This window comes from endosymbiont GvMRE of Glomus versiforme (assembly GCF_003546845.1).
The window spans coordinates 74,208-88,915 of sequence record NZ_NWVA01000009.1 but is presented as its reverse complement, the minus strand read 5'-3'; the positions used below and the strand labels follow the sequence as shown (position 1 = coordinate 88,915).

The 14,708-nt window shown below is 28.2% G+C and carries 14 protein-coding genes; 8 read left to right on the top strand and 6 right to left on the bottom strand.

Annotated features, from left to right (window positions below; translation table 4 throughout):
- The first annotated feature begins 23 nt into the window (after positions 1 to 23).
- Positions 24 to 842 (top strand): TIGR00282 family metallophosphoesterase, encoded by an 819-nt coding sequence (locus GvMRE_RS11105; protein ID WP_147411312.1) that lies wholly within the window; start codon positions 24 to 26, stop codon positions 840 to 842.
- A gap of 224 nt (positions 843 to 1,066) precedes the next feature.
- Here the strand turns inward: GvMRE_RS11105 and GvMRE_RS11100 are convergent, their stop codons facing one another.
- Positions 1,067 to 1,321, bottom strand: coding sequence for a single stranded DNA-binding domain-containing protein (locus tag GvMRE_RS11100; protein WP_147411311.1), 255 nt, complete (start codon positions 1,319 to 1,321; stop codon positions 1,067 to 1,069).
- Between the two features lie 194 nt (positions 1,322 to 1,515).
- Between GvMRE_RS11100 and GvMRE_RS11095 the strand changes: the two genes are divergently transcribed.
- The 3 genes from GvMRE_RS11095 (at position 1,516) to GvMRE_RS11085 (ending at position 6,228) form a co-directional block, all read left to right on the top strand.
- Complete coding sequence (locus GvMRE_RS11095) at positions 1,516 to 3,231, top strand: toprim domain-containing protein (RefSeq protein ID WP_147411310.1); 1,716 nt, start codon at positions 1,516 to 1,518, stop codon at positions 3,229 to 3,231.
- Positions 3,224 to 4,177 carry a sigma-70 family RNA polymerase sigma factor gene (locus GvMRE_RS11090; protein WP_147411309.1) on the top strand — a complete coding sequence of 318 codons (954 nt, stop codon included), beginning with the start codon at positions 3,224 to 3,226 and terminating at the stop codon, positions 4,175 to 4,177. The genes GvMRE_RS11095 and GvMRE_RS11090 overlap by 8 nt, the downstream gene beginning before the upstream one ends.
- A 458-nt stretch (positions 4,178 to 4,635) precedes the next feature.
- Complete coding sequence (locus GvMRE_RS11085) at positions 4,636 to 6,228, top strand: AAA family ATPase (protein WP_147411308.1); 1,593 nt, start codon at positions 4,636 to 4,638, stop codon at positions 6,226 to 6,228.
- A gap of 393 nt (positions 6,229 to 6,621) precedes the next feature.
- Here the strand turns inward: GvMRE_RS11085 and GvMRE_RS11080 are convergent, their stop codons facing one another.
- On the bottom strand, positions 6,622 to 7,017 hold the full coding sequence (locus GvMRE_RS11080) for an MGMT family protein (protein ID WP_147411307.1): 396 nt from the start codon (positions 7,015 to 7,017) through the stop codon (positions 6,622 to 6,624).
- 468 nt (positions 7,018 to 7,485) lie between these two features.
- The gene (mnmE, locus tag GvMRE_RS11075; RefSeq protein WP_147411306.1) at positions 7,486 to 8,889 is read right to left on the bottom strand and encodes a tRNA uridine-5-carboxymethylaminomethyl(34) synthesis GTPase MnmE; all 1,404 of its coding nucleotides are present in this window, start codon (positions 8,887 to 8,889) and stop codon (positions 7,486 to 7,488) included.
- 29 nt (positions 8,890 to 8,918) lie between these two features.
- On the opposite strand from mnmE, the gene GvMRE_RS11070 reads away from it, so the two are divergent.
- The 4 genes from GvMRE_RS11070 (at position 8,919) to cysS (ending at position 12,103) form a co-directional block, all read left to right on the top strand.
- A complete protein-coding gene (locus GvMRE_RS11070; protein WP_147411305.1) occupies positions 8,919 to 9,395 on the top strand; it encodes a hypothetical protein in 477 nt (158 codons plus the stop codon).
- Positions 9,396 to 9,597: 202 nt separating this feature from the next.
- Complete coding sequence (locus GvMRE_RS11065; RefSeq protein WP_147411295.1) at positions 9,598 to 9,828, top strand: hypothetical protein; 231 nt, start codon at positions 9,598 to 9,600, stop codon at positions 9,826 to 9,828.
- Positions 9,829 to 10,046: 218 nt separating this feature from the next.
- The gene (locus GvMRE_RS11060) at positions 10,047 to 10,643 is read left to right on the top strand and encodes an HMG-box domain-containing protein (RefSeq protein WP_245939650.1); all 597 of its coding nucleotides are present in this window, start codon (positions 10,047 to 10,049) and stop codon (positions 10,641 to 10,643) included.
- A 125-nt stretch (positions 10,644 to 10,768) separates the two neighbouring features.
- A complete protein-coding gene (gene cysS, locus GvMRE_RS11055; RefSeq protein WP_147411303.1) occupies positions 10,769 to 12,103 on the top strand; it encodes a cysteine--tRNA ligase in 1,335 nt (444 codons plus the stop codon).
- Between the two features lie 263 nt (positions 12,104 to 12,366).
- Here the strand turns inward: cysS and GvMRE_RS11050 are convergent, their stop codons facing one another.
- From GvMRE_RS11050 to GvMRE_RS11040, 3 genes are all read right to left on the bottom strand, one after another.
- The gene (locus tag GvMRE_RS11050) at positions 12,367 to 12,927 is read right to left on the bottom strand and encodes a hypothetical protein (RefSeq protein ID WP_147411302.1); all 561 of its coding nucleotides are present in this window, start codon (positions 12,925 to 12,927) and stop codon (positions 12,367 to 12,369) included.
- Positions 12,928 to 13,105: 178 nt separating this feature from the next.
- Positions 13,106 to 14,464 (bottom strand): asparagine--tRNA ligase, encoded by a 1,359-nt coding sequence (gene asnS, locus GvMRE_RS11045; protein WP_147411301.1) that lies wholly within the window; start codon positions 14,462 to 14,464, stop codon positions 13,106 to 13,108.
- A complete protein-coding gene (locus GvMRE_RS11040; protein WP_425451145.1) occupies positions 14,458 to 14,649 on the bottom strand; it encodes a GTP-binding protein in 192 nt (63 codons plus the stop codon). Before GvMRE_RS11040 ends, asnS begins: the two co-directional genes overlap by 7 nt.
- Between the last annotated feature and the right edge of the window lie 59 nt (positions 14,650 to 14,708).

Sequence of the window (14,708 nt, the reverse complement as noted above, 5' to 3'; positions counted from 1 at the left end):
TAAATGTTTAAAAAATAAATTAAATGAAAATATTAGCAATTGGCGATGTATTTGGTGAAACTGGACGGAAAGTTATTGATAAATACCTACCACAATTAAAAAAAGAACATGAAATTGACCTAGTTATTGCTAATGTCGAAAATGTTACTCATGGAAAAGGAATATCCTATACTCATTATCAAGAGTTAAAGTTTACCAAAGAAGGAAAGGTGTTAATTGATATTATGACTTCGGGCAATCACATTTTTCATTGAGAAAAAACCCGAGAATTTATCAACCAAACTCCTGATTTATTACGACCACTCAATTCTAATCCTTATCCTAACTACCCTGGTAAAGGGTTTTTTGTAAAAGCAGTTGACTTAAAAATCCAAAAAAGAAAAAAAATCTGTGTCATTAATTTGATTGGCACTACTTTTATGCCCGCGGCTGCCGAAAATCCTTACTTTGCTTTAGAGAAAAAGTTAAAAGAGCTAGAACAACAAGATTGTGATATTTATTTAGTTGATTTTCACGCTGAAGCCACCGCGGAAAAAATTGCTCTAGCTTTGTATTTTGATGGGAAAATAAGTGCTTTGTGGGGAACTCATACCCACGTCCAAACAGCTGATGAAAGAATATTATCAAAAGGGACCGGATTTATTACTGATTTAGGAATGACCGGACCTTATAGTGGGGTTATCGGTGCCAAACCAGAGGTAATTTTTCAGCGCGCTAAATGCGGATTACCAGCTAAAATGAGACCTCACGAAGATAATGGACAATTTAACGGAGCTATTTTTGAGTTTGATGATGTTAATAACAAACTTATAAGCATCAAGAGAATTAGAAAAATTTTCTAATTTTGCCACTATCTCACTATCACTATTATAAAAAAATACTACCCAGATAAATTATTGAGAGAGGCGCTTCGTAAAATAAGCAACAAACTCTCATTTCCTATATTAATTCCTTGCCTATCCTTAACTCAAAGGAAAAACCAAGATCAGCTAAGAAACGTCGAGACTTGTTAACCTGTTAAATTTTTTTTAACAGTATTACAGAACAAGCTTAAATTTGCTACTTACTAAGTTTTAATAGTGTAGTTTACTAATAATTTAGACCCCGTATCTTTTTTTCCTTCTTCAACTTCAAAAATAATCAGTCTATCTTTTTGCAATCATTCTCATTTATCTTCTTCAACTTTAGGATCAAAAACAAAAATAACGTCTCCGCTTTCTAGTTCCAGTATTAAATATTTTTTGCCGTTTTTATCTCATAGTTCTTTTCTTTCAACAATAGTTGATTCAATTAAATTAGTATCGTTATTTATTATATTCATTGTTATATTATTTTACAGTTATATATGTTATTTTATTATTAAGTAACTTTTTTAGATTTACAATATGTTCTAAATTTTTTACAACAAAAATCTGCTATGCTAAACTAGACTTTCTAACACATTTTTAACTATAGATCAACACTAACTAATAAAAGCAAAAGTTTTTTGTTATCTACTAACCACAAAATTCATTAATGAACTATAAGGACTTGCTAAATGCTAACGATATTCTTCATTTACTAACTAATAAATTAAATTTTATTCCTAAGCAAAAAGGTAGAAGTATTTTTTTTCTTTGTCCTTTTCATGCTGACAAAAATCCAAGTTTAAGTTTTGAGCCTCACTGGAAAATATTTACTTGCTTCTCATGCGGATTTAAAGCAAATAATATCTTTATTTTTTGAGCTAAATACAAAAATCCAAATTTGATAAACGAGGAAGAACTAAAAGAGTTTGAAATTAAAAAAACGCTAGTAGAAATTAGTAAATTAGGTTATTTTTCAAAGGAAGAACTGCAAATAATAGAGCAAAAAAAAGAAGAAAATAAAGATAGACTGTCGGAGTTGTTTTCTCTAGTAAAAGATGTTTATCAGCATAATTTATTTACTCGATCGGGGGAAAAAGTTCTTGATTATCTCCAAAATAAACGACAAATAGATAGAAAATTAATTGGTAAATTTTTTTTGGGTTGTAGTATAAACAACAAACAGATTAGCAATCTGCTTTTTTTGCAAAAGAGTGATAGTTTTCCCCCAAAAGATTTATTATTTACTAATCTTGTCTCAATAAATAATAACAATCAAGCTTGCGATTTTTTTCTAACTCAGCAATTAATCATACCTTTAGTCGATTCCGAAGGAAAAATAGTGAGTTTTGCAGCCCGAAAGATTGAGTTAGCATCAAAAAGTAACGATAATGGAAGTAGTACAGATAAATCTTTTTCTAAATATGTATATTTACCTAACTATCAGCAGTATCATAAGTCTTCTTTGTTATATAATTACTCTATAGCAAAAAAAACCCGAGAAGAGGAATGTTACTTAGTAGAAGGATTCTTTGATATAATTAGTTTAGCAAAATTAGGAATTGAAAATTGTGTAGCCCTTTTAGGAACTAATTTATCTGAGGAACAAATAAAACTTTTAGGTAAGTTAAAAAAAAGAATTATTTTATTTTTGGATGGCGATAAGTCAGGCAGAGAAGCAACTATCAATATCTCTATTAAACTACTGCTTCGAGAAATCGAATGTGAAATTATAAAATATAAGTATGAAGGTGATCCAGATGATATCTGCCACCAGTTTGATAAAGAAATTGTTCATAATATTCTTCAAGAAAGAGATAATCCTTATTTATTTATTCTTAACTATTATTTTACCAGTTGAAAATTGAAGGAAAATCCCCAAAGAAACAGCAGATTCATTAGGGAAATAGTTAGCCTTTTCCAAAAATTCAAAATAAATATTCGAAACTTTTTGATTGAAAAATTGAGTTTGTTAACAAAATTGGACAAGAAAGAAATAGAACCTTATTTTGTTAACTATAAATTTCTCTTTCCTGCTTTTGATGTTCATTCTTTATTAGTTACTCATTGTAACGAAATGATACAAGAAAAAGAAAATAAAATTATTTCTCTTTGTGCCCAACAGCGAGACTTTTGGTTGTTAGTTAACACAATAGAATATTTCTTTTCGGATGAAAGTAACAGAGAAAATTATCGTAACATTCATAATTATTATATTAGTTCTTCTTACAATAAGTCCTTTTTGAATAGCATGAACTCTAATTTCCAACCAAACGAAAAGAATAAAACTACATTATCTCTATGAAAAATTATTTCCACATTTTTTCAATTAATAAATAATATAAAAAAATTTATTATTCTAAATTACGAGCAACAGAATGAATAAAATCACTACACTTAAACCAGAAAAAGAAAAAGAATTGCTAAAAATTGCAAAAGAAGGAAACGAAGAGGAAAAAAAAAATGCTATTCGCCAGCTGATTTTTCATAATTGAAATTTGGTTAAGTATATTGTGCGTGGCCGTTCTTATTTTAGAATAAAAGGAAGCATTGATTATGAAGACTTAATTGCTGAAGGGATTAAATCTTTACCAAAAGCTATCGAGAAATTCGATCTTAATAGCAAAAATCTTTTTGCTACTTATGGTGGTTTCTGAATTAAACAGTATATTCAGAGCTTTGTCAATAAAAATCAAATTATTAATCAGGGTCATGCTGTTAAAGATAAAAAAAGAATTATTTATTACGATAATGTTCATCAGGGCGAAGAAAAAGAAAACAAAAGTCATTCTCTAGCAGAAATTTTAAACGATGATGAAAATAATTCGATTAATGATAAGCAAGTTCATAAAAAAGATGTTGTGGTTCAAATCAATAACCTAATCAATCTTTTAAATGATGATAAGGAGATCTTGCTGGTTAGACTAATGTATAGGATAATTCCTAATAATCTGCTTGATATATATTATATGGCATCAGAAGAAGAAAAAGAAGAAATAAAAGGGAAAATGAAAATAAATAATCCTCGATCTCTTCAAAAATATTCTTTGGGAGAGAAAAGAAACAAAAACCTACTTGTTGTTAAAAAATATTTAAAGTTATTTTCACGAGACTATAAGTTTTCAGAGTTATCTGAATTACTTAAAAAACCGGAGAATTCAGTTCGCAAGCTAAAACAGGACATTTTTAAGAAGCTAAAGGAGAATGCTAAAAAAAAAAAACTTCACTTTCTAATCGATGACGTTTTTGATTTGACTAGCAAAGAGAAGGAAAAATGAGAAAAAGAGAAAAAAGATAGAACAAAAAGTAGAAAACTAATAATTAATAATTAATGTTTTAATTAATAAAATTATTTATTAAAGTCAAATATAAATTCCTAACATCATGTATTTTTTTTATTAGAGATCTTTTGATTGTTTTTTTTGTACTAATTAGATTAAAACAATAGCATTTTGACAATGCATATTATTTAATTGTGATAACCACAATCCTTAACTCATTTGAAAAATTGGTAACTTAAATTAGAAAAAATTTCTAATGCTTTTAACAAATTCTTTATCAAGTTACTTGGCAAAAAAATAAAACATCGTATTGTTCTACATTATTTTAGATATTATTCGTAATTTTGACAAGTTATAGACATGATTTTTAAGAAAATTGTCTTTTATATTCACTCTGTAACTGCAAATATATTATAACAGTAGAAAACTTATATAAGGCTTAATATTTGTTTTGATAGGAAACGGAAGATAGTAATATTTTTTTGATTGAATTCTGTAACTAAGAAAATATGTCTGAATATTTAGATTTATTCAAACAGTTGACTGATTTATTCTCTAAAAACCAGATTCAATCTCTTTTGATAGCTTGGTTACCCATAAAAATAGGGACATATTTGCCAGGAATAATGGCAGTAGATATGTTTTTGGTTACTTTTCTAGCTTCAGTAGTTACCGTTTTTTTTACGTCCTTATATATTGAACTAAAATCTATCGTTAAAGTTTCATTCTGGGGTCAAGAAAAAGTGACAATAAAAGTAGAATATTATATGACCAATCCTCATGGATATAGTCAATCACCTAACCCCGTAGCTACTGCTATCACATGGAAAATTTCAAAAAATATCAAAGCAAGTAATAAAGGAAATTTTATAGCTAGAACTTTATCAACCTCTGATAGTTTAGGCATATGTGAAAAAGAAGTGCCAAAAATCGGGATTTTGCCAGAGAATAAACAAGTTGTTTTTATTCTTGACAAATTCGGCAATAAACAATTCAAAATATGTCTTAAAATGGAAGAAGACGAATTGGATAAACTTAAAAATAAGGTTACACTTAGTAACAATAGCATCTTAGGAGGAGGACTTGTTAATCCAATGCCATCAATATTTATCTCCACGATAAAAGGATCTAAGCATAACATTAAAGACGTTACCAAGTTTATTGAAAAAACAGTTATAGAATACATGGAGCAGGATTTATGTTGTGCAGTTTACGATTATTCAGGCAATTTATGGCGTAAGACAAAAGTACTGGGATTTTCTAAAAGATTTGATCTGTCCGAGAAAATAAATATAGAAGGATTGGAAACAGCCGTACTAGATGAAGAAAATGAAAAAAAGATAAAGAAAGAAATAGAACTATTTGTCAAAGAAGAGAGCAAAGAGTATTATAAAAAACTCAATAAACCTTACAAAAAAGGTATTTTACTTTATGGACCAGCAGGAACAGGAAAAACAACATTAATTAACGCATTGGCCTCAGTCTTAAGAAGAGACATTTGTTTTCTCAATTTGCGGAATATAAAAAAAGATAGCGAACTTAACTCTGCTTTCAATTCGATAGGAACAAATAAGATAATCGTGTTAGAAGACATAGATACACAATCAGATGTCTTGTCTGATAGAAACGAAAAGAGTTCAGCAGGATTTGAAAAATATAAAAAAAACAGACTTTTAAATAATTCAGACAAAAAAGATTCAGACAAAAATGACGAAGCGCTTAGTTTAGCTACATTTTTAAAGTGTTTGGATGGATACATGGTTAGCGACGGGACAATTATTATAATGACCACTAATTATGAAGATAAGCTCGATAGTGCTTGTATTAGATCTGGAAGAATGGATATTCATATGAAACTTGATCACTGTACTCATTACCAAATAAAAAAAATGTATAAGCAAACTTATAAATTAATGAATGAAGACGATTCTGCTAAAATCGATGTTCCTAGTGAATTTCCTGCAGAAATTCTTTCTCAAATTCCAGAGAGAAAATTACCTCCTTGTGAAGTTATGGAGGTAATGATTTCATATAGAGAATCAATGAAAGACATACCTATGAAGGTCTTAGAATTAGTCAGAAAAATGCAAAAAAAAACATAAAACAAGCGAGTCACTTACAATCGTTAATTGTTTTGTTGTATCTTTAGTTATATTTGCTATTAGATAATTATCTTTTATTTACATAAAAACTCGTTTTTTATCTGTTTCTGACACAATGTTTAGTAACTAAATATCTAATTGCTTTATTATTTTTGTAAGTAAAATAATTAAAATTAACCATTTTAATGATATTCTCGGAATAATTTAAGCCTTCATCAACTGTTTGGGAAATAAACATTCTATCTGTAAATTAAAGGAGCAAATTATTCGTTGTTTTTTATATAAAAAACCTCAATAAAGTGATAGATATATAAATAAACTCTTTTAGCACTCTTTATCGAATTTCCTGCAGAAAATTATAATAACTAATACTTTAAGAAAACGTGCATTTCCTTATTTTTTTGAATTTTGTGCAAATAAAAAAATAACTTTTTTTCTTAATTCTTTTACCAGACGGCCTTTTTTATCAAAAAATACTCCTTCGCTGGCAAGCTTTTTTCTCTTTGTTTCTGTTTGATTTTTCCCAAAATTGTCAACAAATCCTCCGAGGCTGAAATCAGATCTTATAACACGATAACAGTGGACTTCGTCACAATGATAGTTTTGAGTATCAAAAGTTGGCTTGCATTTGTAACAACGACTTAGAACTTTTCCCACCATTCGGGAGTATGAAGGAGAATTATAAAAGAACTGAGCAATTAGTTTATAGGTAGATATTTTTCCTTTTGGTATTTGAGAACATAAATTATAAATATTTTGGGGAAAATTATCAGTTATATTTTTTGACATCTATCTAACTGTTTAACAAAAACACTTCAAAGTTTCTACCCAAAAATAAGAGATTAGATAAAAATAATGAACTAATCAATCCTTCTCTGAAAAAAATGAAAAAATAGAACTAGCAGTAATTATTTTAACTCAGATAAATGTGCTAAACAATCTTTTTACTATTGTTGACTATCTTAAAAATAGCCAAAAAGCTTGAATGCTTTAGATATCGTGATAATAAATCCTCTATTAATCGACAATTAGATCATGATTACTACTTTTCTTGTGAACTAAATGGCAGTAAATTTAAATATCACTTTTTTTTAGTGTAAAATAATACTATCGTTATAGATAAAAAGAGAAAAACGATTTCTTAATATTAATGCGATTTTATATAAATCGTCAGAGATTTTATTTAGGTAACAGTTGCCAATTGATAAGGCTTTTTTTCGATAAAAAAACCTCTGTTTACTTTAAAACAAGCTTTTATTATTTTCCTAAACAAAATTTACTAAAAATAATATCTAATAAGTCCTCATTATACTCCTTGCCGCTCAACTCCTTAACTAATTTATAACTGACTTCTAAATCACCACATAAGGCATCCAAATAAGTTTCTTTTTTTAGTTCACTAACCACTGTTTCTAACTGTTGAATAAGTTTAGTTAACTTGGCTTGCTGTCAACTCTGACTTAAATAGGGATAAGGAGAAAGATTATTTATTAAATCACTAGCAAACAGTTCATTAATTTTGGTTTCTAATTCGGCTAATTGCTTATTTTTAGCACTAATTTTTAATATCTTTTTGTGGGAAAAACGAGAGTTTTCGACGGAGCAAATATAGTTAGGAAGTTGTAATTTATTTTCTTGGTCTATTTTATTAATAATAACTAAATGATTTTTGTCTTTGATTTTTTGAAAAATACTTTCCTCTGCTTGACTCCACGGGCAAGAATTATCCACTAAAAAAAAAATAATTTTGGCCTTTTCTAAGGCTTGTAAACTTCTTTCTACTCCAATTTTTTCTACTATATCTTTGGTTTCATGAATGCCGGCCGTGTCTAACAAAGTTAAAGGAACACCATTTAAATTATAACGGGCTTCAACTATGTCGCGAGTAGTGCCAGCAATAGGAGAAACAATGGCTTTTTCTTCTTGTAATAAGGCATTTAAAAGCGTTGATTTACCAACATTCGGCTTGCCAACAATGGCTACTTTTAATCCTTCTTGAAAAACACCGGCTTTTTTACCGCTTTCTTTAACACTTTTTAATTTCTCTACTAATTTAGTTAAGCGTGGCAAAACTTTTTTGCCCGTTAAGTATTCTACTCCGTCATATTCAGGATAATCAATATTGACTTTAATGGTAGCGATAACATCTAGTAATTCGTTTTCAATAACCTCTAATTCTTTTTGACTTTCAGAACTTAAATTGTGAAGAGCTAATCTGGTTCCTTCAAGACTAGGAGCCCGAATTAAATCATTTATCGCGTTGGCTTGAACTAAGTTTAATTTCCTATTAAAAAAGGCTTGTTTGGTAAACTCTCCTGCTTGGGCTAACTCGGCTCCATTTTCTAAAATTAATTGTAATATCTGATTAACAACAAATAGATTACCATGACAACTAATTTCTACTACGTCTTCGCCGGTAAAAGAGCGGGGTTTGTAAAAACAGAGCAATAATACTTCATCAACAATTTTTTGCTGAGAATCAATAATCCTACCAAAAATTAATCGTGGTTCTTTTTGTGAATATTTTGGTAGAGAACGATCAAAAATTTTAGCGATAATTGAATAAGAAAGAGAACCAGAAATTCTAACCAGAGCAACATTTTGAGTAACAGGCGCAGTTACTAGAGCAACAATAGTCTTTTTAATGCTGATAATTTCCATAATATAATTTCATTACTAAAATTAATTTTATGACAAAAAATATTCAAAATCATATTGATTCGTTAACAAATAAAAAAAATATGCAGCATCTTGATTTAAGCAACTGATGTTATGCAGGGAAGATAAATTTAGAAGGTTTTACTAATTTGAAAACTATCGATATTTCTAACAATAAATTTACTGATTTAAATTTTTTGTTTAATTTGCCAAACAGAATGCAATTAGAAGGTGTTAATTTATTTGGTAATGAAATAGAAACTTTGGATTTTTCTCGTTTGTTGACAACTTTCTCTAATCTAAATTATATCAATCTTGAAAATAATCCTTTAAATGGAAGCATTTTAGACAATCAAGCTTTGCTATATCTTAAAGAATTAATGGACAAAAAAAAATTAAAAGTTGAGATTAATTTTCGACGAGGGACATTGTTACTAGATAGCTTAAAATATATTAATAGTTTAAAAAAAGAGAACGAGTTATTTCGAGAAAATCAGAAAACTTTATAATCTAATGGCTTTATCAACTAGACAATATATAAAGTTAGGTAATTCATTTTAACAAAAACCGTTGTCTTTTCTAGTAAAAATCATTTATTAGTCTTATTTTGAAATAATAACAAAACAGTTAGGATAATTGATTGTATTCATTATTATTTTGTATATTATTGTTTGCAAATTATCAAAGCTACTAGTTATAAAGATTTTGCTCATGAAGAAGAATAATATCCCTACATATATACTAGGATTAGAGTTAAAAAAAAATTGTCCACGAGGTGTAAGAAATAGGTTGGTAAAATGGTTGTGGTGCAATAGCGATAAAAGATTAAAAAGAAACGTTTATTTGCTAAGAGAAAATAAATATCATTTATGACTAGAATATTATAGTCCTTTAGTAGAAAGATTTGGAAACAATTTTGCCTATCAAGCAGTTTTGAATTAATGAAACAATTATGGATTGTTAAAGAATAAAAGAAATATGTGAAACAATAAGTTAACAATGAAGAAATATTAAAAAAATTTAATAAGTGCTTTGTTACAAAAGATTGTAAAAAGGTTTCGTTCATTGTTCATTGGCAATGCGGGAAATTATAAAATAGGAGAGAGAAATTAACTTATTTGAAAAATTTTTTTCTGTCAAAAAAATTTTCTTTGAAAGCGATGCAGAAAAATTCTTCATTTCGGTCTCAATATTCTCTGTCAAACTCGAAGAAAATAATCGAACAAATAATAACTGAAGAAAGAAACCAAGAACTTTATTTAAAGACTATCAACTATCTTAATGATTCACATTTAAGCTTACAAATTGAGGAATTGGTTTATTCAATTCCAAAACTTGATAAAAAGAACAAAGTAATGGTGCCTCGACCCTTGAACACTTTTATCATCTACAGAAGAATATTTCAAGCTAAATTTATTCAGACACACGGAAGAAAAACAGCTTCTAAAGTTGGTCATATTTCAAAAATGGCTTCAATGGGTTGGAAACAAGAAAAAGAAGATATTAAAAATATCTACGCATTTATGGCCTCTCTATCTATAAAGGTCCATAAAAAAGTTTATCCTTACTATGCTTATAAACCTAGAAAATATAAAATAAAACCATCTGTTGGAACATTTTGTCCTCGTAATTCCCATAACAATAGTCTATCTTTGAATGAAACAAATTTGCTGCCACTTTCTACACTAGAACCAACATTTGATATCGACATTACTAAATATGATAAAATTGTACTAAAAAAACTTATTTTTAATTAATATTTGTGTGTTTCTTTTTATGTTTGCAATAGAGTTTTTAGAGTTTTTCATTTTGTTTAATTCTTTGTCATTTGTTTTCATTTCTAAAATTAAATTTATTGATATTTAAAGTATCCGCAACGTAAATGAAACTTCAGTTATTTAATAGTTTAGAAAATAAATTAACTGCACTGGAAATCAATCCTGGCCAAATTATTAATATTTACCTATGCGGTCCAACCGTCTATGATCATATTCATGTTGGTAATTTACGCCCAGTGATTATTTTTGACGTTCTTTATCGTCTTTTGTTACACTTAAAGGTTAAGGTGAATTATGTTCAAAACATTACTGATATAGATGATAAAATTATTGCTAAAGCACAAAAAGTAGAAAAAAGCGAAAAACAAATTAGTGATTACTATATTCAATCATATCTTGCTAATTTGACTCTTTATAACGTTCTGCTCCCCACTCATTTGCCACGAGTAACTAATTATATTCCTCAAGTACAAAAATTTATTAACAATTTATTAAAAAATAACGTTGCCTATCAGCAAGCAGGAGAAGTTTTTTTTAGTATTGAAAAAGTCAATGAATATGGTAAACTTTCTGGTCAGAATCTTGAAAAATTAAAAAACATAGAAGGATTAGCTTCAGAAAATAAAAAAAATAACAAAGACTTTGTGCTTTGAAAAAAAACTACAAAAGGAATCGTTTGAAACTCGCCTTGAGGAACAGGAAGGCCAGGATGACATGCTGAATGCGCTGCCTTCATCAATGAACTTTTTCAAGGTAAAACTATTGATATTCATGGTGGTGGTAATGACTTATTGTTTCCTCATCATGAAAATGAAAGAATACAATATTTAACTCATAATAATAAAGAATTAAGCAAAATTTGATTTCATGTTTCTCATATTCACTGACAAAAAAAAAAGATGTCTAAATCATTGAGCAATGTTATCTTAGCGGAGCAATTTGCCAGAAAATATGACCCTAATACTTTGCGATACTTAATCTTAAATAGTAGTTATAAACAAGTAATCAATTTAAATACAGAGTTGATTAGACAAGCGATAGATTATGTAAAAAAAATAAAGAACCTATTAAAAAAAATAAACTTTTATTTTTATACGGAAAATATAAAAATAAAAAAAAAAAAAACAAAAAAAAGCGAAGAAGTAATTGCCAGACTGTTGAAAAATCTCAACACTGCCTACGTTTTATATGACCTAAGAAAAATTATTAATTTTCTTAACAAAAATATTAACAAAAAAGAAATAAACAAAGGAGAAATACAGGAGTCTGTTAGTAATTTTTGATTCATTTCTAATATATTAGGATTTAATTTTAGTCTAAGCACTTATGATTCATCAACTAAACTACTGATTAAGAAATGGCGAGAATTAAGAGATAAAGGTGAATATCTTAATGCTGATAAAATTAGGAAGAGATTACAAAAAATAAATGTTTTGTAGGTTGATCACCGTAAAAAAACAATTGCTCGCATTTTTTATTGTTTAGCTTAATTCTGTTAGTTTCACCACTATTTTAAAGTTTAAAGCATTAAAATGAATAATTTTAATTCTAATGTAACTAGGAAGATAATATCAACAAAATACTTGTTGTTATCAACTTGTTTTTGTTTTATTACTATTTTTAAACCCGGTTGTTTTCTTGCAAAAAAATGTGAACGAAAAAACTAATTTAGAAAATTAATTTAAAAAGTTCTTAACTTTTTTTATTCTTGAATCCTTTCAGCAAACCAAAATAATTTGCACTCATTTTCAGTGAAATCCTCATCTAAAAAAGTATTTAATATGTTGTCAACACATAAATTATAATTACTAATAAGTTGAGGGAATTCTTTCATTAAAATTATTCTTTGGAAAGGATATTTTAATTCCTCAAAACCAGAAAGAGGTTGAAAATATTCTCTAGTTAGTTCACTAATTTTTTCAATAATTGCCTCTTTTTTGTTTTGTTTGATCGTTTTTGAGTAATCTCTTGGTCTTTTTGCTTCTTCTTTTAGCTCTCTTTTATTTGTTTCTGACTTTTCTATTACTTTGATGATTTCATCAACTATTCTTTTCTCTAATTTTTTCAAATACTCGCGTTGTTTGAAGGTAATTTCGTACGGTATTTTAGCGTTTTCAAGATTTTTGTCGGCAAAGATTCCTTTAAATATTTCATTTATTTGGGAAGCACGAATAGGATCGTCAGTTTTTTCAAGCTCTTTGCGTAGCTCTGCAATTTTTTTAGGAACTTTTAGGCAGAAACTAATTAGTTTATTATGAGCCATTTTGTCTTTAACAATATTTTTTGCGTTAATTTATAAAGAAATATTTATTGTCTGTGCAGCGTTTGTTTTCGGCAGACTGAACAATCCATTTACTTACACTATTGTTATTGTAGATTACTTTTATAATAAGGAGATAGAGATAACATGATAAATTACTTCATATCAATTTTTTTTTTTGCTAGTAACTTAATTTGCTGTGAAGTCTTGGAAAAGCAATTGTGTCCCGAATATTTTCGGTACCACTGATAAACATGATTAATCTTTCTAAACCAAGACCAAAACCGGCACTAGGAGCATATCCGTATTTTCGCAAGTCAAAATATCAACTTAAATTATTTATATCTAAACCTGTTTTGCGGGCTTTTTCTTGCAAAATGTTATAATTGTCCTCACGGACACTGCCACCAATTAACTCCCCAATTTCGGGAAATAATAAATCGAAGCAGGCGACAGTTTTTTCATCGGGATTATTTTTCATATAAAAAGCCTTTAAACCGGCTGGATAATCAGTAATAAAAATTGGGCTATTATCAAAATGTTGACATAAATATTTCTCGTGTTCGGATTGTAAATCCATTCCTCATTTAATATCATTAAAAACAAAATTCTCTTTTTTCTCTTTTAATATTTCAATGGCGCGGGTGTAGTCAATTCTCTCAAACTCACTAATAACAATGTTTTTTAATTCATTAATTATCTCTTTTTTGTTTTCCTCATCATAATTTTCTATTTTTTTTAATTCAGTACCATTATTGTCAAGAATATAATTTATCACATATTTTACCATTTTTTCTGCTAAATCAGTTATTTCTCCTAAGTCAGCAAAAACCATTTCGGGTTCGACCATTCAAAACTCGGCTAAATGGCGGGTAGTGTGAGATTTTTCCGCTCGAAAACAAGGACTAAAAGTATAAACTTTTCCTAACCCCTGAGCTAAGGCTTCGGCTTGTAATTGCCCGCTGACGGTTAGTTTGACTGGCTTAGAAAAAAAAGGCTCTTCTTCATCAGTAGTAATGTTAAAAGTTTCTCCTGCTCCTTCAGTATCATTACTCGTAATAATTGGAGTAGGAACATAATAAAATCCTTGTTGGTGAAAAAAATCGTGAATGGATTTGCTAATACTATGACGAAGGCGAAAAAGGGTCAAAAAATAATAAGTTTTGGTTCGTAAATGAGGATAATCACGAACTGTTTTTAGTGGAATATTTTGTTTTTGTAAGGGATAACTTTCTTCAGCAGAATTGACAAATTCAATTTCTACCTCTTTTAATTCACAAGGTTGTTCTCTTTCAGAAGTAAGAACCAATTTTCCCTTTACTGATAAACTACTAGCAAAATTTATTTTTTTTAATAAATCTGCCTGAAAAAAATTATTTTGGGAAATGACTATTTGTAAATCATCCAAAGTTGAACCATCGTTAATTTTAATAAACTTTTTTTTATGACTAAATGTTTTTACCCATCCGCTCACTTTTATTTTTTCTAGTTTACTTAGTTCTTCAGGGTTTTGATAAATATCTCTAATACTTATTAACATTGTCTATGAAAAAAACCATCAAGTACTCTTTCTAGAGTTTGGTTGCTATTTTTTAGGTTAGTTTTTTCTAATAAGCGGTCAGCTAAAGTCGATTTGCCATGATCGATATGAGCAATAATCGAAAAATTACGGATTTTAGCCGAATTAACATTAACCCTTTTCGGAATGTTGAAAACTTTTTTCATATAAAAGGTTTTTATTTAATAATTTGTTTTAAAATAGTATTATTTAAGTAAATTTTTGT